At 66.0% G+C, this 23,122-nt stretch carries 26 protein-coding genes; 15 read left to right on the top strand and 11 right to left on the bottom strand.

Going from position 1 to position 23,122, the window contains the following annotated elements; all coding sequences use genetic code 11:
* Window positions 1–25: 25 nt before the first annotated feature.
* The 3 genes from DM818_RS08135 to DM818_RS08125 are packed head-to-tail and all read left to right on the top strand — an operon-like array spanning window position 26 to window position 1,495.
* The gene (locus DM818_RS08135; RefSeq protein ID WP_075937230.1) at window positions 26–292 is read left to right on the top strand and encodes a DUF5808 domain-containing protein; all 267 of its coding nucleotides are present in this window, start codon (window positions 26–28) and stop codon (window positions 290–292) included.
* Between the two features lie 43 nt (window positions 293–335).
* A complete protein-coding gene (locus DM818_RS08130) occupies window positions 336–983 on the top strand; it encodes a non-canonical purine NTP pyrophosphatase (protein WP_075937231.1) in 648 nt (215 codons plus the stop codon).
* A gap of 56 nt (window positions 984–1,039) precedes the next feature.
* Window positions 1,040–1,495 carry a GNAT family N-acetyltransferase gene (locus tag DM818_RS08125; protein WP_123124477.1) on the top strand — a complete coding sequence of 152 codons (456 nt, stop codon included), beginning with the start codon at window positions 1,040–1,042 and terminating at the stop codon, window positions 1,493–1,495.
* On the opposite strand, the gene DM818_RS08120 is transcribed toward DM818_RS08125, so the two are convergent.
* Complete coding sequence (locus DM818_RS08120; RefSeq protein ID WP_123124478.1) at window positions 1,487–1,957, bottom strand: DUF7384 family protein; 471 nt, start codon at window positions 1,955–1,957, stop codon at window positions 1,487–1,489. The two genes, DM818_RS08125 and DM818_RS08120, sit on opposite strands and share 9 nt — an antisense overlap.
* Before the next feature lie 153 nt (window positions 1,958–2,110).
* Here DM818_RS08120 and DM818_RS08115 point away from each other — a divergent pair, with 153 nt between their 5' ends.
* Complete coding sequence (locus DM818_RS08115) at window positions 2,111–3,052, top strand: DUF5787 family protein (RefSeq protein ID WP_153952525.1); 942 nt, start codon at window positions 2,111–2,113, stop codon at window positions 3,050–3,052.
* Here the strand turns inward: DM818_RS08115 and DM818_RS08110 are convergent.
* Together DM818_RS08110 and DM818_RS08105 are read right to left on the bottom strand one after the other, a co-directional pair.
* Window positions 3,043–3,861, bottom strand: a complete 819-nt coding sequence (locus DM818_RS08110) for an MBL fold metallo-hydrolase (RefSeq protein WP_075937235.1) — start codon at window positions 3,859–3,861, stop codon at window positions 3,043–3,045. The two genes, DM818_RS08115 and DM818_RS08110, sit on opposite strands and share 10 nt — an antisense overlap.
* Window positions 3,861–5,174, bottom strand: a complete 1,314-nt coding sequence (locus tag DM818_RS08105; protein WP_075937236.1) for an ATP-binding protein — start codon at window positions 5,172–5,174, stop codon at window positions 3,861–3,863. Before DM818_RS08105 ends, DM818_RS08110 begins: the two co-directional genes overlap by 1 nt.
* Window positions 5,175–5,326: 152 nt before the next feature.
* Between DM818_RS08105 and DM818_RS08100 the strand changes: the two genes are divergently transcribed.
* Window positions 5,327–6,466 (top strand): thiolase family protein, encoded by a 1,140-nt coding sequence (locus tag DM818_RS08100; RefSeq protein WP_075937237.1) that lies wholly within the window; start codon window positions 5,327–5,329, stop codon window positions 6,464–6,466.
* Here the strand turns inward: DM818_RS08100 and DM818_RS08095 are convergent.
* A complete protein-coding gene (locus DM818_RS08095; RefSeq protein ID WP_075937238.1) occupies window positions 6,463–6,822 on the bottom strand; it encodes a hypothetical protein in 360 nt (119 codons plus the stop codon). The two genes, DM818_RS08100 and DM818_RS08095, sit on opposite strands and share 4 nt — an antisense overlap.
* A gap of 79 nt (window positions 6,823–6,901) precedes the next feature.
* Here DM818_RS08095 and DM818_RS08090 point away from each other — a divergent pair, with 79 nt between their 5' ends.
* Complete coding sequence (locus DM818_RS08090; RefSeq protein WP_075937239.1) at window positions 6,902–7,342, top strand: PaaI family thioesterase; 441 nt, start codon at window positions 6,902–6,904, stop codon at window positions 7,340–7,342.
* Here the strand turns inward: DM818_RS08090 and DM818_RS08085 are convergent.
* Window positions 7,339–9,252, bottom strand: coding sequence for a cation:proton antiporter domain-containing protein (locus tag DM818_RS08085; protein ID WP_172977334.1), 1,914 nt, complete (start codon window positions 9,250–9,252; stop codon window positions 7,339–7,341). The genes DM818_RS08090 and DM818_RS08085 overlap by 4 nt on opposite strands.
* Window positions 9,253–9,310: 58 nt before the next feature.
* Window positions 9,311–10,222, bottom strand: coding sequence for an MBL fold metallo-hydrolase (locus DM818_RS08080; protein ID WP_075937241.1), 912 nt, complete (start codon window positions 10,220–10,222; stop codon window positions 9,311–9,313).
* Between the two features lie 84 nt (window positions 10,223–10,306).
* Here DM818_RS08080 and serS point away from each other — a divergent pair, with 84 nt between their 5' ends.
* The gene (serS, locus tag DM818_RS08075) at window positions 10,307–11,683 is read left to right on the top strand and encodes a serine--tRNA ligase (protein WP_075937242.1); all 1,377 of its coding nucleotides are present in this window, start codon (window positions 10,307–10,309) and stop codon (window positions 11,681–11,683) included.
* Window position 11,684: 1 nt separating this feature from the next.
* Here serS and DM818_RS08070 read toward each other — a convergent pair whose 3' ends face one another.
* From DM818_RS08070 to prf1, 3 genes are read right to left on the bottom strand one after another with little or no spacing between them, the layout of a single operon-like run.
* Window positions 11,685–12,017, bottom strand: coding sequence for a nuclear transport factor 2 family protein (locus DM818_RS08070; protein ID WP_075937243.1), 333 nt, complete (start codon window positions 12,015–12,017; stop codon window positions 11,685–11,687).
* Window positions 12,018–12,065: 48 nt separating this feature from the next.
* Complete coding sequence (gene rnz / locus DM818_RS08065) at window positions 12,066–12,992, bottom strand: ribonuclease Z (RefSeq protein ID WP_075937244.1); 927 nt, start codon at window positions 12,990–12,992, stop codon at window positions 12,066–12,068.
* Between the two features lie 48 nt (window positions 12,993–13,040).
* Window positions 13,041–14,294: a peptide chain release factor aRF-1 gene (gene prf1 / locus DM818_RS08060; protein WP_075937245.1), complete on the bottom strand. Its 1,254-nt coding sequence runs from the start codon at window positions 14,292–14,294 to the stop codon at window positions 13,041–13,043.
* 90 nt (window positions 14,295–14,384) lie between these two features.
* Here prf1 and DM818_RS14950 point away from each other — a divergent pair, with 90 nt between their 5' ends.
* Entirely contained in the window at window positions 14,385–14,531 is a 147-nt protein-coding gene (locus tag DM818_RS14950) for a hypothetical protein (protein WP_172977300.1), read from the top strand.
* On the opposite strand, the gene argS is transcribed toward DM818_RS14950, so the two are convergent.
* On the bottom strand, window positions 14,532–16,262 hold the full coding sequence (gene argS, locus DM818_RS08055) for an arginine--tRNA ligase (protein ID WP_153952524.1): 1,731 nt from the start codon (window positions 16,260–16,262) through the stop codon (window positions 14,532–14,534).
* A gap of 351 nt (window positions 16,263–16,613) precedes the next feature.
* Between argS and DM818_RS08050 the strand changes: the two genes are divergently transcribed.
* The 7 genes from DM818_RS08050 to DM818_RS08020 all read left to right on the top strand — a co-directional run bounded on the left by DM818_RS08050 (window position 16,614) and on the right by DM818_RS08020 (window position 22,605).
* Window positions 16,614–17,513, top strand: a complete 900-nt coding sequence (locus DM818_RS08050) for a WD40/YVTN/BNR-like repeat-containing protein (protein WP_172977299.1) — start codon at window positions 16,614–16,616, stop codon at window positions 17,511–17,513.
* 118 nt (window positions 17,514–17,631) lie between these two features.
* Window positions 17,632–18,771: a hypothetical protein gene (locus DM818_RS08045; RefSeq protein ID WP_153952522.1), complete on the top strand. Its 1,140-nt coding sequence runs from the start codon at window positions 17,632–17,634 to the stop codon at window positions 18,769–18,771.
* 67 nt (window positions 18,772–18,838) lie between these two features.
* Window positions 18,839–19,792: a 4-demethylwyosine synthase TYW1 gene (twy1, locus tag DM818_RS08040; RefSeq protein WP_153952521.1), complete on the top strand. Its 954-nt coding sequence runs from the start codon at window positions 18,839–18,841 to the stop codon at window positions 19,790–19,792.
* 66 nt (window positions 19,793–19,858) lie between these two features.
* On the top strand, window positions 19,859–20,557 hold the full coding sequence (locus DM818_RS08035; RefSeq protein WP_153952520.1) for a DUF120 domain-containing protein: 699 nt from the start codon (window positions 19,859–19,861) through the stop codon (window positions 20,555–20,557).
* Window positions 20,541–21,200, top strand: coding sequence for a 3,4-dihydroxy-2-butanone-4-phosphate synthase (gene ribB / locus DM818_RS08030; protein ID WP_153952519.1), 660 nt, complete (start codon window positions 20,541–20,543; stop codon window positions 21,198–21,200). Before DM818_RS08035 ends, ribB begins: the two co-directional genes overlap by 17 nt.
* A 44-nt stretch (window positions 21,201–21,244) precedes the next feature.
* Complete coding sequence (locus DM818_RS08025) at window positions 21,245–22,180, top strand: branched-chain amino acid transaminase (protein WP_075937252.1); 936 nt, start codon at window positions 21,245–21,247, stop codon at window positions 22,178–22,180.
* A gap of 47 nt (window positions 22,181–22,227) precedes the next feature.
* A complete protein-coding gene (locus DM818_RS08020) occupies window positions 22,228–22,605 on the top strand; it encodes a DUF6276 family protein (RefSeq protein ID WP_075937253.1) in 378 nt (125 codons plus the stop codon).
* A 53-nt stretch (window positions 22,606–22,658) separates the two neighbouring features.
* Here the strand turns inward: DM818_RS08020 and lrp are convergent, their stop codons facing one another.
* Window positions 22,659–23,117, bottom strand: a complete 459-nt coding sequence (gene lrp, locus DM818_RS08015) for an HTH-type transcriptional regulator Lrp (protein ID WP_075937254.1) — start codon at window positions 23,115–23,117, stop codon at window positions 22,659–22,661.
* Window positions 23,118–23,122 lie beyond the last annotated feature (5 nt).

Raw genomic sequence — 23,122 nt, 5'->3', positions numbered from 1 at the left:
TTTGTCGGCGCGTCGAACGCCGACTATGAGCGACACACCTGAGTCGGGCGAACTGCTTGGAATCCCGTACAACTTCGAGCGGCCGTCGCTCGGCCGGATGCTGTCGGCCTACTGGCAGCCGGGCGAGGGAATGCTCGTCGAGAAGCCGTTCGGCGTGGGGTACACGCTGAACCTGGCCAACTGGCGGTCGTGGCTCGTCGTCGGACTCGTCGGCGCGCTGTTTTACCAGCAGGAACGCGGCGGCGAGGAGACCGACGACGAGGAGCCGGTCGAAGTGCTGGTCGACGAGTAACGGAGTTCGACGCGACTTTACTCGCTTCGGACGCAGTACGTCCGTGAGCCTCCGCTACGTCACGACGAACGAGGGGAAGATTCGGGAAGCGCTGTCGTATCTCGACGACGACGTGACCCAGCTCGATTACGACTACGCCGAGCCGCAGGCCGACGAGCTCGAACCCATCGCCGCAGCCGGTGCACGAGAGGCCTACCGCGTGGCCGGCGAGCCGGTCATCGTGGACGACGCCGGGCTGTTCATCGAGGGGCTCGACGGCTTCCCGGGACCGTACTCGGCGTACGTCGAGGACACGCTCGGCGTCGAGCGCGTCGGCGAGGTTGCCCGCGACGCGGACGCGACGCGGGCGGCGTTCCGGTGTGTGCTCGCCTACTGCGACGGCGAGCCGTTCGCCGCGACGCCCGAACCCGTGGACCGCGGCGAGCGCCGCGGACAGGACCTCGCCGCCGACGACCGCGACCGCGCCGCGACCGACGATACCGTCGCCGAGGGGGAGCTTCCGGTCAAGCTGTTCGTCGGCTCGGTCCCGGGACGAATCGTCGAGCCGCGTGGCGACGACGGCTTCGGCTACGACCCCATCTTCGAACACGACGGCCAGACGTTCGCGGAGATGGGCGCAGACCAGAAGAACGCCATCTCACACCGCGGCCGCGCGCTCGCGACGTTCGCGGACTGGTACGCCGACCGGTAGCGCAGTCGTATCTGCGCGTTCGAGTTTTCTTTGCGCTCGGCGACCAAACACCAGGTATGCAGGTGCGTCCACCGACCCCGACAGAGCTGTCGGCGGTCGCCGAACTCCACACCGCCGCGGCCGAAGCCGGTGGCCGGCGCGCGTACGACGAGGCGACGACCGCGGCGTGGGCGAAGCGCGGCGAGCGAGGTCCCGACGATTACCCCGTCGATGACCCAGCGAGTCACTTCGTCGTCGCCGTCACCGACCGCGTCTGTGGCTTCGGCGAAGTCGTTCCCGAGGCCGGCGAGATTCGAGCGGTGTACGTTCATCCCGACTGTGAACGCCGCGGCGTCGGGACCGCACTGCTCGCACACTTGGAGGGGTACGCACGCGGTCAGGGAGTCGACTCCCTGTCTCTCCAGTCGTCGCTCAACGCTGTCGGGTTCTACGAGGCCGCCGGCTACGAGGCGGGCGCGACCGAGGCGAGTCCCGGCGGCATCGAGGTCGTCGGGATGGAGAAATCACTGTAGCTCGCGGTCCGGGCCGGGGTACTCCCCGTCGCCAACCTCGGGCCACAGGGCTTCGGGGTCGAACAGCCGGGCGAACGCGCTCGGAGGGCGGACGCTCACGGTGACGTGCTGTTTCAACACCGCGCCGGCCTCAACGCTCGCCAGCTTGTCGTCGAAGGTGACGAGATGCGCCGCCTCGCCGCGATAGGCCGCAGCCAGTCCGGGATGGTCCCCCTCCGGATGCTCGACGATTTCGGCGAGGGATTCGAGCTTCGCGCGGTGGTCGGCCGCGAGGTCGGCGTCCGCGAGGTCCGCGACCAGTCGCTCCGTGTCATCCAGCAGCGGCTCGGAGACGACGAGCGTGAGCCACGAGTGGCCCCGAATCGTATCGAGGACCAGCCGGGCGTGTCCGCCGACGAGCAGGTCGGCTGCGAGCACGTCGGCGTCGACGACGATGCGCGTCAGGTCCGGCTCGTCACTCATCGTCGCGAAGCTCGGCGAGATGCGTCTCGATGTCGGGGGCGGTCACATCGTACTGTTCGGCGCGGGCGAACAACTCACTCCAGTCCATACCCGGGCGAGGAGCGCGAGGGGTTTAGCCGTCGGGCTTTTGCTCGCGAGCGGCCAATCTCGACCGTGCGCGAGTTCGACTTCGAGGTTGCCGTCTGTGCCGGGCTAGAGCGCGACGGCAAGCTCGTCGCCCGCCAGCTCGCCGGCGGCATCCACGGCTCGCGCGTGATTGATACGGTCGTCGTGGAGCCGGGAGCCGAGTTCGACGACCGCCGCCGGCTCACGAGCGAGACGATTCCGCCCCGACTGCTCGAGGCCGACATCGGTCCCGGGACGGCAAAGCGACCCCAGAACACCGTCGGCGGGTCGGGCTACGCGCGCGGCGCAATCGAGGCGGGTATCGACTGCGGCTATCTCACTCGTGAGCGGCGCGGCGGCCAGGAGTACGTCCGGGCGACGACACGCTACCCCGACCGGTGGTTCGACGGACTCGTCGGCATCGAGAACAAGCCGGATCTCGACCGGCCGGGCGAGTTGGAACTCCAACTGCGCAAGGACGTGTCACTCGCCCTCTTCGACGAGGTGTGGCTCGCGACCGCCAGCCACGTCACCGGCGCGCACCTGAATCGCATCCCCGAGGAGGTGGGCGTCTGGCGCGTCGACCCCGAGACGGGCGACCGGGCGACGATACGGGAGGCGACGCCGCTGGACCCGAAGCGCGGGGGTATCGAGATTCTAGAACAGTATCCGGGCCACACCGAGATTCGGCCAGTCGGAAGTGAGGAGAAACAGCAGTATCGCCGCCGCATCGCCGAGCGCGCCTACGGGAAGGGGTGGCGCGTCCCATTCCCGGACTGCCCGCACGTCGAGGAGCGAGCGATTGCCGGCGTCGACGGGCTGGCCTACTGCACCAATCAAGCGCGGTTCGTCCGGCCGGCGGAGGCCTGCGAGAGCGAGGGTGCGGGTCCCGAGGTGGATATCGACGCGCGAAGGGCAGAACACTCGCCGTGGATTCGCGACCCGGCGGGCGCGAGAGACAGACAGGTCGGCTTGGACCGCTACAGGTGATACTGCTCGCCGTCGACGGCGAGCGGGTCCTCGAAGGCTTGCTCGGCCTGCGTGAAGTGTGAGACGTGGAGCACGCGGTAGCGGTCGGCGTCGAGTTCCGCCGCGAGGTCGCGTGCGCCCTCGATTGTCATGTGTTTCGTCCCGAACGTGCGGGGGACCCCCTCGTCGTCGTGGTGGTCGCCGCCGAGCGGGTGGTACTGACACCGCGAGGCGGGGGTGATACCGTCCGCGAGCAGCAGGTCCGCGCCCCGGAGCACCTCGCGTGAGGCGTCCGCGATTCCGAAGTTGGTGTCGCCGGTGATAGCCAGCGAGGCGTCGCCGTGGTCGATGCGGACGCCGTAACACACCAGCGGCGGGTGGACGACGGGGACGAAAGTCACCTCGAAGCCACACACCTCGAAGGAGTCGTGCGTGTCGTGGCCGGTGACGGTCACCGCGTCGAGGTAGTCGTACTCGCTGGCGACGGTCTCGGCGACCGACTCCCCCGTCTCGGGGTCGGTCTCGGCGGCGGCGTGGACGGGGAGACTCGACAGCAGCCGGTAGGCGTTGCCCAGCCCGTGGAGGTGGTCGAAGTGGATGTGGGTGACGAGGGCAGCATCCGGCAGCGCCACCTCGTTGGTGAGCATCTGGTGGCGGAAGTCGGGCGAGATATCGACCAGCAGCGACTCGTCGGTCGCCTCGTTGTGGACGTGCACCGAAAACCGGGTCCGCTCGACGCCCAACTCGCGGGCGCGCTCGCAGGTGTCACAGTCACAGCCCGGGGTCGGCGTTCCCGTCGTGTCGCCCGTCCCGAGCAAGGTCACCTGCATCAGTGGTCGTGATCGTGGTCGTGGTCGCCCCCGTCGCCGGCGACGGGCGCGGTCTCGTCGGACATCATGTCCATGTTCTTGAGGTTGTCACGCTCCTCGAACCCTTCGACAGCCCGTTCGAGATCATCCTGTGTGAGCGTCATGCGTTCCTCGGTAAGCGCATCGAGGACGGCCTCGCGCATCACGAGCCGGAGGTCGCTTCCCGTGAGCCCCTGTGTGATGTCGGCGATTGCCTGCGGGTCGAACTCGTCGATATCCATGCTTCGGGTGATGAGCATGAGGATGTCGCGTCGCATCCCGGAGTCCGGCTTCGGGAAGTTGACGATTTCGTCGAAGCGTCGCCACGCCGCCGAGTCGAGTTGGTCGGGGTGGTTCGTCGCACCGATGAGCAGCACCTCGTCCTGAATCAGCGAGATCTCGTCGATTGATTTCAGCAGGGTGTTGACGGCGCGTTTGATAGCCGCGTGCTCGTCCGACGAGCGCGTCTTCGCGACGAAGTCGAACTCGTCCATGAAGAGGATACACGGCGAGAGCCGCTTTGCGACCTCGAACGTCTTGTCGACGTTTTTGGCCGTCTCGCCGAGATACTGGCTCGTAATCATCGACAGCTTCACCTCGACGAACGGGAGATCGAGCTGGTGAGCGAGCGCGCGGGCGACGCTCGTCTTCCCGGTGCCCGGCGGACCGACGAACAGCAGCTTCCCGATTTCGCGCAGCCCGATACGGGCGAGATAATCGCGGTGTTCGATGGCCTTGACGACCTTCTCTATCTCGCCTTCCTGGTCTTCGGTCAACACGAGGTCGTCGAGTTGCATCTCGATCTCCTCGGGCGCGCGGATGTCGACGAGGTCGAGCATCTCCTCTTCGTCCTCGTCGAACATCTCATCGAGCAGGGAGTCGATCCAGACGCGGTCGGCGTGAATCGGGCGGTTCGACTGGCGGCTCTCCTCGTACTCCACGCCGAACTGGTCGCCGAAGACGTACGCGAGGGTCGGATTCGCGGCCACGTCCTCGGGTTCGATGCGGTCGAGCAGCCACGTCTCGGCCATCCCCTCGTCGGTGAAGCTGATGGAGCCGGAGAAATCGTCGCGGTCGGTGAACATCAGCCCGGAGACGGCCTCCCACGGGCGGTCGACGTTGGTCGCGGCGGCGGCGTTGTTGCTCGTCGCCGACAGCGGGCGCTCGAGTTCACCCTCCGACCAGAAGACGCGCCGGTAGCTGGGAGGGAGGTCGCGTTCGTCTAGTTCGCTGTGCTCGTTGTACAGTCGGGTCGTGAGAAGAAACTCGACGATATCGACCTCGGGGCTGGTCATCTCACGGAACTAACGACGGGCTGGCAGTTAAGCGCATCGTCCTCGGGGCGCGAATCTGTTTCCGTTGGAAACAACAGCCGACGACGCGCTTACAGTTGTTGTCGCACGGTCGGGATAGCTTTACCACGCCAGCGACACACGCCTAGCGTACAATGAGTGACAGCGATCCGGTCATCGTGCAGGCGGTCCGAACCCCGTTCGGCAAAGAGGACGGCGTCTTCGCCGACACGCGCCCGGAGGACCTCTCCGTGGCGCTCATCGACGAGATACTCGACGAGACCGGCCTCGACGGCGAGACCATCGACGACCTGATGTGGGGCTGTGCACAGCAGCGCTCCGAGCAGGGCAACAACATGGCGCGCATCATCGCGCTGCTCTCCGAGCTGGGCGAGTCGGTCCCCGCGACGACCGTCAACCGGTGGTGTGCATCCTCGGCCCAGACGATCATCTCCGCGTCGGACGCGATTCGTGCCGGCCAGCGCGACGCCATCATCGCCGGCGGCGTCGAGTCCATGTCCCGCGTCAAGATGGGCGCGAACAACGAGATGCACCCCGGTCTCAACGACGATTACAACGTCGCGGCCCTCTCGATGGGGATGACCGCCGAGGCCGTCGCCGAGCGCTACGACGTGTCCCGCGAAACGCAGGACGATTACGCGTACCGCAGCCACGTCCGCGCCAGCGAGGCGACCGAGGAGGGCCGCTTCGACGACGAAATCGTTCCCATCGAGACCGACGACGGCGTCGTGGACACCGACGAAGGGATTCGCCACGACATCGACCGCGACAAGCTCTCGGAGCTGCCGACCGTGTTCAAGTCCGAGGGAACCGTCACGCCGGGCAACGCCTCCCAGATTACGGACGGCGCGGCCGCGACGCTCGTCACCTCGCGCGCGTTCGCCGAGGAGCACGACCTCGAGATTCTGGCCGAGGTCGGCAACAACGCCGTCGCCGGCGTCGACCCCGAGGTTATGGGTATCGGCCCGATTCCGGCCTGCGAGCAGCTGTTCGAGCGCTCGGGGACCTCCGCGGAGGATTACGACCTCGTCGAGTTGAACGAGGCGTTCGCCTCCCAGTGTGAGTACTGTCGCCAGCAGCTCGGCTTCGACGAGGACATCTACAACGTGAACGGCGGCGCAATCGCGCTCGGGCACCCGCTGGGTGCCTCTGGCGCGCGGCTCCCCGTTACGCTCATCCACGAGATGCACAAGCGCGACGCCGAGAACGGTATCGCAACCGAGTGTGTCGGCTTCGGACAGGGCGCGGCAATCGAGTTCTCGCTGCCGAACTAATCCCGACCGAGGAACGTCGCCCGGCCGGAGGTGCCGTCCGGACCGTGGTCGGTGATTTTGATATCGATGGTGTCGTTTTTCGAAACGTCGCTCGGAATGTCCTCGACGAAGACGTACAGCCCCTGAATCGAGACGCGGGCGGTCTCGCCGCCGTCGACGAGTTCCTGGACGACGGTCGTGTGTTCGCTGCCGACCGGCGCAACGTCGCTGGGGTCGCGTTGCTGTGCCTGCTCGTGGGCGGCCTGTGCCTCCGGGTCGTCGTACTTGTCGTCGCCGTTCCCTCCCAACAGGGCGGCGATACCCGCGAGCACGACCAGTCCGCCGACGGCCGCCGCAATCGTCGTAGGTTCGACCATACCGGGGCGACGAACGGAGTTGGCTTCAACACACGGGGCGACGCGTAATCTTTCTCACACGGTAGACCGTTCGCCGGGTATGGACGTTGCGACGCTGTTCGAACAGATGCCCTTCGCACAACACGTCGGTATCGAGATGACGGCCGCCGAGGACGGCCACGCGGCCGGCCACATCGAATTGGGCGATGAACACACCTCCTCGCCAGACAACGGCGTCGCCCACGGCGGCGTGGCGTACACGCTGGCGGATACGGTCGGCGGGGCCGCGGTCATCTCTCGGGCCGGCAAGCCGACCCCGACCATCGACATGCGCATCGACTATCTCGCGCCCGGCGACGGGGACCGGCTGGAGGCGACCGCGGACCTCGTCCGGTTCGGCAGCAGCGTCGCCGTCGCGGACGTGACCGTCACCGACGGCGAGGGGCGACAATTGGCCGAGGCTCGCGGGGTCTACAAAACCGGTGGCGGCGAAGGCGGGAACGCGTGGCGAGACGGCGAGGAGATTCCGTACGACAGCTAGGGGCTACAGTACTCCATCGCCTCGCGAACGTCTTCTTTCTGCCCGATGAGGGTGATGCGGTCGCCCGCTTCGAGCACGAAGTCGGCGCTCGGCACCTGCGTCTCGCCGTCGCGCGCGACCAGCGTGATGAGCGTTCCGGACGGCAGTTCCGGGCCGACCTCACGCAGCGGCCGCCCGATGAGGTCCTCGTTCGTCACCTCCACCTCCTGTACGTCGCCGGAGCGACCGATTTCGCCCATCCAGTCGGCCAGCGCCGGCCGTTCGATGGCGTTGTCGAGCGCCTGTGCGGTAGCGAGCGTCGAGGAGATGGTCCGGACACCCAAATCCTCGAAGGCACCGACGTTGTCTGGGTTGTTTGCGCGAGCGATGACCGTCTCCACGCCGAACTCCGAGGAAGCGAGCTGTGCGACAAGCAGGTTCGCGTCGTCGTCGCCGGTGGCAGCGGCGACGATTCGTGCGTTGTCCGCGCCGGCGCTCTTGAGCACCTCCGTGTCGGTCCCGTCACCGATGTGGACGGTGTGCCCCTCGTTGCGAGCAATTTCGATCTGTGTTTCGTCGTTCTCGATGATGACGACGTTCTCTCCTCTCTCTTCGAGGCGACCGGCGAGCGTCCGACCCACCCGTCCGCCTCCGATAACAAGTACACGCATTGGAATTACCCCGAGGTAGTTCGCGAGATACCGCGCGAGGCCGCCCTCGAATACGACCGTCGCGAGGATGACGAGGAAGACGACACTGACCAACAGCGTCGCGCCCTGTGCCAGTTGGTCCGCCTGTGCAATCATGCCCGCCTCCCGGAGTTCCGTCGCCCGTGCCTGCATCTCGACGGCAAACAGCGTCGCGACCGACGCCGGAATGATGCCGCGGGGCCCGACCAGACTCATGAACACCTTCTCCTCGGTGGTGAACCGGTCACCGATGGTGGAGACGAACACGAGCACCGGCCGGATGACGAGGGCAACGGCGACAACGACGATGACACCCCGGTAGCCGAGACTGATGAGTTGGCCGAAATCAAGCAGCGCCGCGAGCGCGATGAAGACGAACGATAAGACAACGAGCGTCACGTCGCCTTTGAACTCCGAGATGTTCTCCTCGTAGGGAAGGTCCATGTTGCCGAGGACGACCCCGGCGGTCGCGACCGCGGCGACGCCCGCCTCGGCGGCGAGGTAGTTCGCCACCGCGTACGCGACGAGCGCGCCCGCAAGCACGAGGAGCCGGGAGTTCTGCGGTGCGTTCCCCGGCGAGAGGTCGATGTAGCGGAGCAGATACCACGTCACCGCCGCGACCGTGATACCGACGACCACGCCGATACCGAGCCGTTCGACGAACAGCGTGAGGAAATCACCCTCGTTGGGGTTCATGATGAGTTTGAAGACGGCGACAGCGGCGATGGCCGCGGTCACGTCGTTGACAATCCCCTCCGTTTCGAGTGCCGCCTCAACCCGGTCTCGGACGGGCACCACCTGAACGATGGGTGCGATAACCGTCGGTCCCGTGGCGACGAGCAAGGCTCCGATGAGGAAGGAGATATCCCACGCCACGTCGAAGGTGAACTTCGTCACGGCGGTCGTCGCCAGCAGCGCGATGAGCGCGCCGACGGTGACGAGTCGGACGTTCTCGGCCGGTGCCTCTCGGAGGTCGTCAAGGTGGAGATGGAAGGCCCCCTCGAAGACGATAATCGCAACCGAGAGCCCGACAATCGCCGGGAGCGCGCTCCCGAAGGAGTCACGCGTCACGAGCGCGGACTCAAGTACGAGTCCGGAACCGGGTCCCAACGCGAGACCGGCGGCGATAAGGAAGATGATACTCGGCAGTTGGAATCGGTCTGCGAGTATCTGTGCGCCAACCCCCAACCCGATAATGGCCGCGACGGTCGCGATAAGTACACTCGAACCGCCAGCCATCAGAGACCCTTCATCATCTCTCAGTTCGGCGGGCTACGTATTAATCCCCGACATGGTGGTGTTACTCCTCACGGGCGTCGAGATACCCCAAGACGCCGCGGACGTTCATCGCCGCCTCGTTGTACACCTTCTCGTCGGGCCACGGCTCCGTCCCTTCGACGCGTGCGGCGACCGCCTCCACGACCGCCGCGTCGTCATCGTATTCGGCGCGGGCCTGTTCGACCCGTTCAACCCACTCCGTGAGGACACGCTCGTAGGTGTCGAGATTGTCGCCCGTCTCGGCCGGGCCGAAGTGCGGATACAGCAGGACGGCGGGGTCGATATCGCGAATCGTGTCGATATCGTCGAGACACTGCTCGAAATCGAAGTTCGACGGCGGCGATGTGGGGCGAATCTCCCCCGTCCGACGCACGTACAGGCCGGCGGCATCAGCGGTGAAGACAGCGTCGTCGGCCGGACTGTGGAAGAGACACTGGTGTGGGGCGTGACCCGGTGCGTCGTGGACGTGGAGCGTTCTGTCGCCGATATCGATTTCATCCCCGTCGTGGAGTTCCTCGATGCGCGACTCTGGAATCGGCTTCGGCTCGCGGTAATGCTTGAACTGGTCGCCGACGGCGCGGCGGGTCCCCTCCCAGAGCCGCTCGGGATTGGCGAGGTGGCGCGCGCCGACGGCCGGACAGTGGACGGTCGCGTTCTCACAGGCGTCGGCGAGATAGCCGGCCCCGCCTGCGTGGTCGAGATGGACGTGCGTAGGGATGATGTTCGCCACGTCGTCGTGGTCGATACCCACCTCGGTGAGGGCGGCGAGCGTCTTCTCTACGTCCGGTCCCATCCCCGTATCGACGATGGTGGGGTCGGGCGCGTCGATGATGTAGACGGCTCCGTACTCGGGGGTGTCGTACATCCCGGTGTCGAAGTAGTAGATGTCCGAAACCGACTCCTGTGTGACCTCGTGTACGTCGACAGTGATCATAGTCCGTCTCCGTCGCCGTGATAGTAAAGTGGCGGTGTCACACGCCACCGACATTCCTTTGCCGGCGAGTCGTGAACTCCGAGTATGTTATCACGGCAGTTTGTCCGCGAGAATCCCGACGAGGTGCGGCGGGCCCTCGACACGAAAGGCGTCGACGTGGACCTCGACCACGTGCTCGAAATCGACGAGGAGTGGCGCGAACTCAAATCGAAGGGGGATGACCTCCGGAAGGAGCGCAACGATATCTCATCGCGTATCGGCCAGCTCAAACAGGAGGGCAAAGAGGAGGAAGCACAGGATGCAATCGACCGGTCAGGCGAGCTGAAAGCCGAAATCGAGGCCGTCGAGGAGCGCGCCGACGAACTCGAAGCGGAGTTGGAACACGCGCTGCTCACGCTCCCGAACATCCCTGTCGAGGAGGCCCCCGTCGGCGACGACGAATCGGATAACGTCGAACTCCGGCGTGAAGGGTTCGAGGACCTGCGTACCCTTCCCGATGAGGTCGTCCCACACTACGACATCGGCGAGGAGTTGGATATCCTCGACTTCGAGCGCGGCGCGAAGGTGTCGGGCGGCGGCTTCTACTTCACGAAAGGCGAGGGCGCGATGCTGGAGCACGCACTCATCCAGTTCTTCCTCGAAACGCACCGCGAGCAGTCGTACGAGGACGTGTTCCCGCCGATTCCGGTCAACTCGGCCTCGATGCAGGGGACCGGCCAGTTCCCGAAGTTCGTGGAGGACGCCTACCGGCTGAGCGGCGACAACGACGAACCGTACGACGACGACGACCTCTGGCTGCTCCCGACCGCGGAGGTGCCCGTCACGAACATGTACCGCGGCGAGATTCTGCTGGACGACGACCTCCCGCTGAAAAAGCAGGCGTACTCGCCGAACTTCCGGCGCGAGGCCGGCGAACACGGCACCGAGACCCGCGGGATGGTCCGGTCACACCAGTTCAACAAGGTCGAACTCGTCAACTTCGTCCGCCCGGAAGAGAGCGCGGCCCGGTTCGAGGGACTCGTCGCGGAGGCGTGTTCGGTGCTCGATGCGCTGGAACTCCCGTACCGCGTGTTAGAGATGTGTACCGGCGACATGGGGTTCACGCAGGCGAAGAAGTACGACATCGAGGTGTGGGCACCGGGCAACGACGACGAGGACGGTCCCGAGGAAGGCGGGCGGTGGCTCGAAGTGTCGTCGGTGTCGAACTTCCACGACTTCCAGGCGCGGCGGGCGGGCATCCAGTACCGGCCGGAGCGCCACGAGTCGGCGGAGTATCTCCACACGCTGAACGGGTCGGGGGTCGCCGTCCCGCGAGTCGTCGTCGCAATCTTAGAGTATTACCAGAACGCCGACGGCACCGTCGCGGTGCCCGAGGTGCTCCAGCCGTACATGGGGACCGACACCATCGAGGGGTCGGAGCCGGTGGGCGAGTCGGCGGTCGGCGCGGGCGAAAAGGAGTAGCTCACGCCGGGTGCGTGTAGGTCGTCAGCGCGTACAGCTTCTCGTTTTCGAAGCGGAAGGTGTCCACGAAGGAGAACATCGCCTCGCCGGACGCGCGTCTGAGCGTCCCTTCAGCAGCGATGCCGGCGTCGCTCTCGTAGATGGCGGTGAGTTCGTGGCTCGTCTCGGGGTCGGGACGCTCGCCGCGCATGAACGCGACGAAGGCGTCGGCTCCGTCGAGTCGCATATCCCCGCGGTCGTGGACGAAATCGTCGGCGAGCAGCGCGCGCAGTTGCTCATACTCGTCGGCGTCGATGGTGTGGTAGTAGCGCTCGACTGCGTCGTGGCGGTCCATACCCGGGCAACGCCGGGCGGAAAGAAAGGCGTGGCGCGGTCGGGGTGGTTACTCGTCGGGGTACGGAATCTCGATGTCGTCGCCGTCGTCGGGGAGGAACGCCTCGCCGTCGAAGTAGGCCTTCCCTTCGTCCTCGATGTCGTACTCGTGGCCGGCGTACCGCGAGGAGACGTGTGTCAGGGCGAGCCGCTTCGCGTTCGCGCGGTTCGCGATTTCGGCGGCCTGGACGGCCGTCGAGTGGCCCGTCTCGCCGGCGCGCTCGCGCCGGTCGTCGAGGAAGGTCGCGTCGTGGATGAGCAGGTCGGCGTCGGCGGCCGCCTCGACGGTCGCGCCGATTGGTCGGGTGTCGCCGGTGTACGCGACCGTCCGGCCGGGGCGCGGCTCGCCGACCACTTCGTCCGGGTGGACGACCGTACCGTCGTCGAGTTCGACGGGGTCGCCGGCGTGGAGCGTCGAGAACTTCGGGCCGACGGGGACGCCCAGTTCCTCGGCGCGCTCGCGGTCGAACCGCCCCTTGCGGTCGTCCTCGATGAGCGCGTAGCCGACGGACTTCGCGCGGTGGTCCGTCTCGAAGGCGCGCACCTCGTATTCCTCGGCGTCGAGGACGGTGTCGCCGGGACCGACCTCGTGGATGCGGACGGGGTAGGAGGGGCGCGCGCCGGTCGCGCTCGTGAGGTTTCGGACCAACTGTCGGGTGCCGTTCGGCGTGTGGATGGCGATGGCTCGGTCGCGCTCGTTGAAGTCCCACGTCTGGAGCAGGCCCGGCAGTCCGAGCACGTGGTCGCCGTGCGTGTGGCTGAGGAAGATGTGGTCGATGCCGAAGCCGGTGCCGAAGCGCATCATCTGTCGCTGTGTCCCCTCGCCACAGTCGAACAGGAAGCAGTCTCCCTCGCGGCGAAGAAACACCGAACTCGTGTTCCGCTGGCCCGTCGGAACGGCCCCACTCGTCCCGAGGAAGGTGACGGCAAGTGTCATACCGACACGAGTGGCGGGGGCGGTAAACGGGTGTCGAAGCGCGCCGGCTTAGACGCCAGTCGAGTAGCGTAAGATACCGGCAATCCCACCGAACGCCGTCAGCAGTTGCTCGCCCTTCTCGAAGTCCGTCGAGATGAACTTCGTCTCCGTGCCGCGCTGTTCGGCGATGTCGATGAGGTGTTCGATGACGTCCTCGCGATTTTCGTCGTCGCCCTTGACGGTCTCGCCACACTCGCTACACTCGTGGTCGGGGGTGTTCTTCCGGCGGTCGATGACTTCCCGCTCCTCGTGGCCGTTGGAACACTCGTAGGTGACCACGTCGTCGCGGAGGTCCTCGGAGATGAGCAGGCGGTCGACCGAGCCCATGATGAGGTTGCGACGGGTCTGCTCGAAGCCGTAGGTGGCCTTCTCCCCGTCGTGTAGCTCCTTGAAGAACTCGTTCATCTGCTCTTTGTCCTTCATCACCTCCGTCTCGGCCAGCACGTCCTCTGCGGCGTCGACGAGGTCGTACAGTCCGGACTCGTCGGTGTATGACACGTCGAACTTCCCGAGGACGCTGTCCTGGAGCTCGTGGTGGAGGTAGTCGCCGTCGAGGAACTCGTCTTTCGTCGGCGAGGGACCGCCGACGATGATGCCGTCGATTTCGTGGCGCTTGGCGACGAACAGGTCGTTTGCCATCTCCGCGACCTCCTGATAGAAGTTGTCGATGGCTTCCAGTCGGAGGCGGGCGAATCGCTGGGCGGACTGGCCACCCTTCCGCTGCTTGCCGGGGACGAGCGACGACGCCGACTTCACCGGCTCGACGCGTTTCCCTTTCAGCCAGCCGACGTTCGCCTCGCGTCGGTCCAAGACGATGAGTCCGAACAGCCCCTTGTCCGCGAGCATGTGTTCGAGCGGCTCGGTGAGGAACGCCGAGTCGCAGTGGTAGCGGAACGACTCGACCGGGTCCGGCGGCGATTCGAGGACGCGGGTAATCATGTCCGTCTGGCCGCCGCCGCTGTTGATCGCCCCGGAGAACATGACCATCCCGTTTTCGGGCGGGCGCACGTCGTAGTACTTGAGGCGGTCCTTCAGCGACGTGAGGGCGTCCTGTACGGCAGTTCGGGTCTGTTTGGACTTGATGTTGGACGCTTCGGAGTGTTCCTGGGTGATGTGTGCGGCCACGTCGGAGATGAGCCGGTCTTCGGGGATGTAGATGCTCACCAACTGCGTGCCGGAGCCTTCGTACTCCTGTAGCTCCTCGATGACCTTTCGGAAGTCGTACTTCTGTTTGTCCGACTTCTCCTGTTCCTGCTGGCTCATTACACGCGCTACGGTAATGCGTCGTAAGTACCTGTTGACCGCTTGCGCCGAGTCGTGAGGATTTAAGCCTCGCGTCCCCCCACGGGAGGTATGCCCGACCCAGACAACGTCGATACGAGCATCCCGCTGTCGTGGATTGTGATCTTCCTGCTGCTCGCGCTCGGTCTCGGCGCGGCCGCCGTCCAGTTCGCCGGCGGGACGCTCATCAACTCCGGCGGCTTCGTTCTCCCCCTCTGATTACATCGACACCGGCGCTTCAACGCCGATAACGTCGAGTGCATTCGCCATCGTGTGGCGAGCCGCGGCCACGAGCGCGACGCGGGCGTCGCGCACGTCCTCCTCGGCCGACAGTACTGGACACTCGCGGTAGAAGGCGTTGAACGCCTCCGCGAGGTCGCGCGTGTAGGTCGCAATCCGGTGGGGCTGGAGGTCCGCCGCGGCCCCGTCGATGACGCCTTCGAACCGCGCGATTTCACGCAGCAGCTCGCGGGCTTCCGGTTCGGTGAGCGCCGCCACGTCGCCGTCGGGCACCTCGCCGGCGTCATCGAGGATGCCACAACACCGCGCGTGGACGTACTGGACGTACGGCGCGGACTGGGCCTCGAAGTCGAGGGCGCGCTCCCACTCGAAGGTGATGGCCTTCGTCGGCTGCTTGCTCACGATGTCGTACCGAACCGCGCCGATACCGACCTGGCGGGCGATGCGCTCGATGTCCGTCTCGTCGAGGTCGTCGTCGCGGTCGCGCGTGTCGAGTCGGGATTCCACCTCGTCGCGGGCGCGAACGATTGCCTCATCGAGCAGGTCGTCGAGGTCGATGCCCGTGCCCGCACGCGTCGACATCTTCCCCTCCGGGAGGTTCACGTACGAGTAGATGACCGACTCCAGTTGGTCGGTGTCGTTGCCGAGCAGCCCGAGCGTCTCCTTCAGCTGGCCGGCCTGGAGCTTGTGGTCTTCGCCCAACACCGTGACCGCGCGATCGTAGTTGTCGAACTTCCACTCGTGGTGGGCCAAATCGCGGGTCGTGTACAGCGAGGTGCCGTCAGACCGCAGAAAGACGAGGTTCTTCTCGAAGCCGTCCAAGTCGAGTTGCCACGCGTCCTCCTCGTAGACGGCCTCGTCCAGCTCCTTCAGGCGGGCGACCACGTCGTCGGTGTCGCCGTTCTTCATGAACCGGGTCTCCTTGACGAACTCGTCGAACGTCGCCGGCAGGCGCGCGAGACACTCCTTCATCCCGCCGAGCACCGCATCGACCACCTCGCCAACGCGCTCGTAGGTGTCGTCGTCGCCCGCCTCTAACCCCTGGAGAATCGACTCGATTTCGGCCTCGGCGGCCTCGACGGCGGCTTCGTCGGCGGAGTCGAGGAACTCGTTGCCCTTGCGGTAGTAGCGCACCATGTCGTACTCGATGCGGTCGCGCTCCGGCTCGGGAAGCTCCGACTCGTCGAACGTCTCGTACGCCCACGTGAAGACAGCCATCTGGCGGCCGGCGTCGTTGACGTAGTAGTGGCGGTCCACGTCGTTGCCGGCGTATTCGAGCAGATTCGCGACGGCGTCCCCGACGATGGGGTTGCGCGCCCGGCCGACGTGGACCGGGCCGGTCGGGTTCGCGCTGGTGTGTTCGACGACGACGGAGTCGCCCGTCGAGTCGAGGCGGCCGCTCTCCTCGCGGACGGCGAGCGCGTCGGCGAAGTACGCCTCGCCCGGCGTGAAGTTGACGTACGGCCCCTGGGTCGCGACCGAGTCGACGTAGGTGGTCTCCGAGAGGTCGACCGCGTCGGCGAGTTCGCCGGCGACCTCCGGCGGTGGCGCGCCGGCTTCGCTGGCGAGTCGGAAGGCGACCGAGGAGGCGAGGACGGCGTCGAACTCCTCGGGCGGCTCCTCGAGTCCGAGGTCGTCGCTCGGATAGCCGCGGTCGTCGAGTGCGTCGGCGAGGACGGCAGCAACCTCCTCGCGGAAGGCGATGAACATGGCTCTCGTTTCCTGTGGGTGATAAAGGGGCTTGCGGAGATGATTGGCGAACGGCGTGAGTCAATCTTGCACGACGCGAGAGCGAACGAAGGTGAGCGACACGGAAAGCTAAGGTACGTAGGCTGTCGAATAACACCCTCACGCGCCGAAATAGCAATCTGTCCTTTCAGCAGCGACAGTCGGAATAGCCGGCCACTACGCCTAACAGACCGAATTCCTCGAGACGTATCGTCTCAACGGCCGGAAACTCACCCCGTCCTTTTTATATAGATTCTTGTGTTGGAGCGACTGATGGATACGCCGGCGTCGCGTCGAACGGTGCTCGCGAGCGTAGGCACGACAGCGGTTGGCGTGGCCACGCTGGGAGCGAGTGACGTCCTCGCGGGCGACTGGGAGCGCGTCGACTCTGGAACCGGGAAGACACTCAACGCCGTCACGCGTGCGGGTGCAAACGCGTACGCGGTCGGGTCGAGCAGGCGCGTCGTCGAACGCAGCGGCGGCTCGTGGTCCGTCTACGACACGACCGGACCGACCGGCGGGCAGAAAACGCTCTACGGCGTCGACGCCACCGACGACGAGCGACTCCTGTGGGTCGCGGGGTCGTCCGGAGCCGTCGGTGCGTACGACCGTGCTGACGGCTCCGTCACCTCGCACAAGCCGCCGAACGTCTCCCCGACGTTCACCGACGTCGCGGTCACTGGTCCCGCCGGCGGCGAGCGGGTGTATCTCACGAAGTCGTCGGGCGAGGTGTACGTCGGCGCGCGCGCGGACACGGAGGAGGGTGGCATGTCGTGGAGTACGAGCGACACGGGCGGCTCGTACACGATTCGGGCAGTCGACTTCCACGGTCCCGAACGCGGCCGAGCCGTCTCCTCGAACAGCGGGGTGTACCAGACGACGGACGCCGGCGAGACGTGGACGCGGGTCGGTATCGCGGACTCGGCCGCGTCGACGTACGATGTCGCCAGCGGTCCCGACCGGGTCTTCGTCGGCGCGGCCACCGGACGGCTGTGGCGACGCGACTGCGACTGCTCGCTGTGGACCCCGCTGCAGGCGGGGAGCAAGGCGATTCGCGGACTCGCACGCGACGGCACGCGCGTGCTCGGGGCCGGCGAGAGCGGCCGCGCGTTCGACCGCGACGCGGACGGCTTCTCGGTCACCGACACCCCGACCGGGAACACGCTCCTCGATGCAACCGTCGGCGAAACGGACATCCTCGTCGGAAACTCCGGAACGATACTCGAACGATAATCCCCCACGATTCGGCAGTCTGTTTGCTCTCGTCCGTTAGAAATTTCTTTATTTCCAAGTATTGGTGTTATAGTTTTATATGCTAATCCTGTGTCGCAACGGATAGAGGGTGCAGACAATGTCAGATACTGAGTCACTGTTCACGCGACGGTCGGTACTGAAGACAGCCGGTGCAGCAACCGCAGTTGCCGGCGGTGCAGCTGCACTCGGCACGGTAAACGCCACGACCTCCCAGCAGGCGGCGGGCTGGCAGACGTACGCGGACGACCAGGTCCCGACGAGCAAGACGCTCCGGAGCGTCACCATGACCACGCGCGGTCCGGTGGCGGTCGGCGCGACCGGGAATCTCCTCACCTACGCGACGAACGGGAAGGGGACGCCGGAGGATTACGACGTCACCGCCCACGAGTGGGAACTGGCGTTCAGCAACGGGCCACAGACGCGTGGTGCGCCGCTGCGGGCCGCCAGCACAACCGACGACGGCAAGCGCGTCTACTTCGTCGGCGGCTCCGGTGCCTTCGGTGCCTTCGACGTGGAGACGAAGACGAAGTACAACTACTCCGCGCCGTCGGGCAAGACCTCGACGTGGGAGGGAATCTCCGTCGTCGGCGACGTGGACGAGGAGGTCATCTACGCGTCCAACGGCTCGGGTGAGGTGATGCGGATGCCGTTCGACCAACAGCAGAAGTGCCTACTTACGGACCTCGAGGAGGACGGCGTCAACCTCGTCAAGCCGGCGTCGGGGTCGAACGCCGCGGCGATCGACATGCGCGAATCCCGCCCGGGGTACGGCCACGTCGTCGACACCTCCTCGAACGCGCTGGAGAACACCGGCGACAGCTACGCGACGGACTCGTGGGACGACATCGGCATCCCGGACTCACAGGTCGCCACGACCGACGTGATCAGCTACGAGACCCAGGACGTCGACCGCGCGTACGTCTCCGCGGGCGGCGGGAAGCTGTATCGGCTGGAGTGTTCCTGTAACAACTGGACGCCGCTCCAGCTCGGGACGAAGCGGCTCAACTGCGTCACCCGCGAGGGCGACAAGAAGCTCGTCGTCGGCAACTCCGGGCGCATCTTCGAGAAGACGCCGGAGACACAGTGGACGCAGCTCGACTCTCCGGTAGAGAGCAACCTGCTCGAAGCCCGTTACGGCCGACCGGCTCCCGACAGCGAGAACGTCTACCCCGACGTCGCCGTCGGCTCCTCCGGGCTGGCCGTCTTCCGACTGCCGCCGGAAGTCACCCAGAGTTAACCCCCTAATTCTCGTTTTTTCGGCCGGACAGCGACGGCTTTAGGCCCGCGGCCCGCGAGCGTCGGGTATGAGCGACACCGGGCCGAAACAGGTGGACGACCCGGAGTACCACAGCAAAAACCACACCGCCGCACAGACCTGCGGGTGGACGGCCAACGCGCTCCGCGGCGAGGGGCGCTGTTACAAGAACACCTTCTACGGCATCCAATCGCACCGCTGCATCCAGATGACCCCCGTGGTGAAGTGCAACGAGCGGTGCGTCTTCTGCTGGCGCGACCACGCCGGTCACGCGTACGAACTCGACGAGGTCGAGTGGGACGACCCCGAGGCGGTCGTGGACGCGTCCATCGAGCTGCAGCGCAAACTGCTGTCCGGCTTCGGCGGCAACGACGAGGTGCCGAGACGCGTCTTCGACGAGGCGATGGAGCCGCGCCACGTCGCCATCTCGCTGGACGGCGAGCCGACGCTGTACCCGTATCTGCCGGAGCTCATCGAGGCGTTCCACGACCGCGACATCACGACCTTCCTCGTCTCCAACGGCACGCGGCCCGAGGTGCTCGACGCGTGTGACCCGACCCAGCTGTACGTCTCCGTCGACGCCGCCGACCGCCACACCTTCGACGAGACGGTCGCCGCGATGGAAGAGGACGCCTGGGAGCGACTGCTCGACACGCTCGACGTGCTGGCAGAGAAGGACGACACCCGGACGGTCATCCGGACCACCCTGGTCGACGGCTTCAACATGCACACGCCGGAGTGGTACGCTGTGATGTGCGAGCGAGCCGACATCGACTTCTTGGAGATGAAGGCGTACATGTACGTCGGCCACTCGCGGAGCCGGCTCGGCCACGAGAACATGCCGAGCCACGAGGAGGTGAAAGCCTTCACCGAACGCGTCGGGGAGTTCCTCCCCGAGCACGACACCTTCCGCGAGGTGCCCGACTCCCGCGTCACCCTGCTCTCGCGCGACGAGGACACGTGGGTGCCGAAGCTGAAGGGCGGCAGCGACTTCTGGGCGTAGCGTTCCACTTCTGCGATGCGTGCCAGTAACGATATGGTTAACTACGCGAAGGCCCCACCTTCGGGTATGCAAGAGCAGGTCGCGTCCGTCGGTCCGGACGAACTCACGACGCTCAAGGAACTCGCGCTCGCGGGCAGTATCGACGGCCCGACCACGGTGACGTGTGCGGCCGTCGCCGAACGGCTCGACGCCTCGAACCAGACCGCCTCCCGCCGGCTCCAGCGGCTCGAATCCGCCGGCCTCATCGAGCGCGAGATGCTCGGTGACGGCCAGCGCGTCACCCTCACCGACGACGGCGAGCGCGTGCTCCGCAGCGAGTACGAGCAGTACCGCCACATCTTCGAGCGCGACCTCTCGGTCGCCTTCGACGGCCACGTCACCAGCGGGATGGGCGAGGGTCGCCACTACATCTCTCTTCCGGGCTACATGGAGCAGTTCGAGGAGAAACTGGGCTACGAGCCGTTCCTCGGCACGCTCAACGTCGAACTCGACGACGAGTCCGTCGCCGCACGCAGCCGGATGGACAGCTTCGAGCCGGTGCGTATCGACGGCTGGGAAGGTGACGACCGCACCTACGGGCCGGCGTTCTGCTGGCCGGCGACCGTCGAGACCGACGAGGAAAGCTTCGAGACGGCCCACGTCATCGCGCCCGAGCGCACCCACCACGACGCCGACAAGCTGGAGATCATCGCCCCGGTCAAGCTCCGGGACGAACTCGGCCTCACGGACGACCAGGAGGTGACGGTCCGTGTCACAGCAGAGTAACGCGGCCGTCGATGCTGCCATCGCGGCCTACCGCCGCGGCGAGCCAATCTTAGTCCACGACGCGGCCGACCGCGAGGGAGAGACTGACCTCATCTACCCGGCACACGCCGTTGACGCCGACGCGGTCGCGCGGCTCCGCAACGACGCGGGCGGGCTCATCTGCGTCGCACTCTCGGATGCGGTTGCGGAGGCGTGGTCGCTCCCGTTCATGCAAGAGCAGCTCGACCACCCTGCGGCGGCCGACCACGAACTCGCGTACGACGAGCGCTCGTCGTTCTCGCTGACGGTGAACCACCGCGACAGCTTCACGGGCATCACCGACGCCGACCGCGCGCTCACCATCTCGCGGCTCGGGGAGTCGGCTCGTGCACCCGACACGCTGGAGTTCGCGGCCGACTTCCGCGCCCCCGGTCACGTCCACCTGCTCCGGGCCGCACCGGAACTGCTGGGCGACCGCCAGGGCCACACCGAACTCGCGGTGGCGCTCGCCATCGCGGCCGACCAGCCGCCCGCGGCCGTCGTCTGTGAGATGTTGGACGACGAGACGGGCGAGGCGCTCTCGCCGGCCGACGCCCGGGCGTACGCCGACCGCAACGGCTTCGCGTACGTCGAGGGAGCCGACCTCATCGCGCGGCTGGCGTAGGCAGTTTCTGCGACATTTAAGGTACGAGCGACCGACGAATCCGTATGTCCGCGTTCGAAGCGATGGAAGACGACGGTGTCATCTGGCAGAACGGCGAGTTCGTCGATTGGCGTGACGCGACGACGCACGTCCTCTCACACGGGCTTCACTACGGGTCGGGCGTCTTCGAGGGCGTCCGCGCGTACGATACGCAGGAGGGGACGGCGCTGTTCCGCTGGGAGGAGCACCTCGACCGCCTGTACGAGAGCACCAAGCCGTACGACATGGACATCGAGTACGACCGCGAGGAACTCACCGAGGCGACCCTGGAACTGCTCGACCGCAACGAGCTCGAGTCGGCGTACATCCGCCCGATTGCCTTCTACGGCTACGACAGCCTCGGCGTCTCGCCGAAGGACTGCCCGACCGACGTGGCCATCGCCGCGTGGGAGTGGGGCGCGTATCTCGGCGAGGAAGCCCTCGAAAACGGGATCGACGTGATGGTCTCCTCGTGGCGAAAGCACGCCTCCAGTCAGATTCCGACCAACGCCAAGACGACCGGGCTGTACGTCAACAGCATGCTGGCCGGCGAGGAGGCCCGGCGCAACGGCTTCGTCGAGGCCATCGTCCTCAACAAAGAGGGGAACGTCGCTGAGGGACCGGGCGAGAACATCTTCCTCGTCCGCGACGGCGAAATCTTCACGCCGGGGCTCTCGGAGTCCATCCTCGACGGTATCACGCGCAACACCGTCATCACGCTGGCCGAGGAGCGCGGCTACGAGGTCCACGACAACGTCTCCATCTCGCGTGGCGAGCTCCACACCGCCGACGAGCTGTTCTTTACTGGTTCCGCCGCCGAGGTGACCCCCATCAAGCAGGTGGACAACGTCACCATCGGCTCGGGGACCCGCGGCCCGGTCACCGAGGAGCTTCAGACCGCCTTCTTCGACCTCGTCGAGCGCGAGACGGACGACCACGACGAGTGGTTCACCTACGTCTGAGCCGGCCGAATAGTCACACCCTTTTTGCTCGCCGCCGTGGCCGCGGTATGGACTGCAACCACTGTGGCGGCCCGACGACGATGTACGAGGTCCCGCTGAATCTCCGCGAGTACGTGGACAGCGAGTACGTCGCGACCTGCACGCGGTGTCTCGCCAGCCAGCCGGCGGAGTTCGGCGACGAGCCGGACTTCTCGCACGTCTCCGACGAGTTTCCGGAGGGCGACGCCGGCGCAGCAATGGCACTCGCACTCGGGATGATGGATTCGCTCGCGCTCAACCGCAACGACATCGAAGGGCTGCTCGAAGCTGTCGAGAGCGAGGGGGTCGACCCGCTGCTCGTGCTCGACCGGCTGTCGAGTCAGGGGAACGTTCGGCTCCACTTCGACGTGAGCCGTCGTCGCCACCAACTTGAGCAGTTGCTGTAGCTTGTATACCCGTAGCTGTCCGGAGTTCGAAGGACGGACAACGGCATGAGAGCTTACTCTTTGATGTCGAGGGCGAACTGTTCGTTTTCGAGCACGGAGTTGAGAACGACGCTCGTGTTCGACTCCTTGATGTCTGGGTCGATGAGCAGCTCCTTGATTTGAGAGTTCATGTGGTCGGTGTCCGTGAACTTTCCGATGGCGATAACGTCGTGGTCGCCCGTCACCTCGTACACCGAAATCATCTGGCTGTGTTCGCGGAGCCGTTCGGTGATGTCGGGGAGCGCGGAGCCTTCACACTTGAGCTGGATAATCGCCGTGACGTCGTAGCCGAGTTCGTCGTAGCCGACGACGGGCGTGTACCCGGAGATGATGCCCGACTCTTCGAGCTCGGAGATGTGATTGGAGACGGTGGTGACGCTCACGTCGAGTTCCTCGGCGAGCGAGCGAAGCGAGGCGCGGCCGTCTTCGAGAAGTGCGTTCACCAACCGTCGGTCGAGGTTTTCGTACGTCATTACAC

Source organism: Halosegnis longus, assembly GCF_009663395.1.
In the GTDB taxonomy this organism is placed as follows: domain Archaea; phylum Halobacteriota; class Halobacteria; order Halobacteriales; family Haloarculaceae; genus Halosegnis; species Halosegnis longus.
The sequence above is the reverse complement of the archived record's forward strand: the minus strand, read 5'-3'. Positions and strand labels throughout refer to the sequence as shown.

Excerpts from the sequence above, each read along its gene's own strand:
- DM818_RS08035 (WP_153952520.1), top strand. The coding sequence starts at position 19,859 with ATGCAAGAGCAGGTCGCGTCCGTCGGTCCGGACGAACTCACGACGCTC.
- lrp (WP_075937254.1), bottom strand. The coding sequence starts at position 23,117 with ATGACGTACGAAAACCTCGACCGACGGTTGGTGAACGCACTTCTCGAA.
- DM818_RS08125 (WP_123124477.1), top strand. The coding sequence starts at position 1,040 with ATGCAGGTGCGTCCACCGACCCCGACAGAGCTGTCGGCGGTCGCCGAA.
- argS (WP_153952524.1), bottom strand. The coding sequence starts at position 16,262 with ATGTTCATCGCCTTCCGCGAGGAGGTTGCTGCCGTCCTCGCCGACGCA.
- DM818_RS14950 (WP_172977300.1), top strand. The coding sequence starts at position 14,385 with ATGCCCGACCCAGACAACGTCGATACGAGCATCCCGCTGTCGTGGATT.
- DM818_RS08095 (WP_075937238.1), bottom strand. The coding sequence starts at position 6,822 with ATGGTCGAACCTACGACGATTGCGGCGGCCGTCGGCGGACTGGTCGTG.
- DM818_RS08090 (WP_075937239.1), top strand. The coding sequence starts at position 6,902 with ATGGACGTTGCGACGCTGTTCGAACAGATGCCCTTCGCACAACACGTC.
- DM818_RS08120 (WP_123124478.1), bottom strand. The coding sequence starts at position 1,957 with ATGAGTGACGAGCCGGACCTGACGCGCATCGTCGTCGACGCCGACGTG.
- rnz (WP_075937244.1), bottom strand. The coding sequence starts at position 12,992 with ATGACACTTGCCGTCACCTTCCTCGGGACGAGTGGGGCCGTTCCGACG.
- twy1 (WP_153952521.1), top strand. The coding sequence starts at position 18,839 with ATGAGCGACACCGGGCCGAAACAGGTGGACGACCCGGAGTACCACAGC.
- DM818_RS08045 (WP_153952522.1), top strand. The coding sequence starts at position 17,632 with ATGTCAGATACTGAGTCACTGTTCACGCGACGGTCGGTACTGAAGACA.
- DM818_RS08020 (WP_075937253.1), top strand. The coding sequence starts at position 22,228 with ATGGACTGCAACCACTGTGGCGGCCCGACGACGATGTACGAGGTCCCG.
- DM818_RS08110 (WP_075937235.1), bottom strand. The coding sequence starts at position 3,861 with ATGCAGGTGACCTTGCTCGGGACGGGCGACACGACGGGAACGCCGACC.
- DM818_RS08135 (WP_075937230.1), top strand. The coding sequence starts at position 26 with ATGAGCGACACACCTGAGTCGGGCGAACTGCTTGGAATCCCGTACAAC.
- serS (WP_075937242.1), top strand. The coding sequence starts at position 10,307 with ATGTTATCACGGCAGTTTGTCCGCGAGAATCCCGACGAGGTGCGGCGG.
- DM818_RS08105 (WP_075937236.1), bottom strand. The coding sequence starts at position 5,174 with ATGACCAGCCCCGAGGTCGATATCGTCGAGTTTCTTCTCACGACCCGA.
- DM818_RS08025 (WP_075937252.1), top strand. The coding sequence starts at position 21,245 with ATGTCCGCGTTCGAAGCGATGGAAGACGACGGTGTCATCTGGCAGAAC.
- DM818_RS08070 (WP_075937243.1), bottom strand. The coding sequence starts at position 12,017 with ATGGACCGCCACGACGCAGTCGAGCGCTACTACCACACCATCGACGCC.
- DM818_RS08080 (WP_075937241.1), bottom strand. The coding sequence starts at position 10,222 with ATGATCACTGTCGACGTACACGAGGTCACACAGGAGTCGGTTTCGGAC.
- prf1 (WP_075937245.1), bottom strand. The coding sequence starts at position 14,294 with ATGAGCCAGCAGGAACAGGAGAAGTCGGACAAACAGAAGTACGACTTC.
- DM818_RS08100 (WP_075937237.1), top strand. The coding sequence starts at position 5,327 with ATGAGTGACAGCGATCCGGTCATCGTGCAGGCGGTCCGAACCCCGTTC.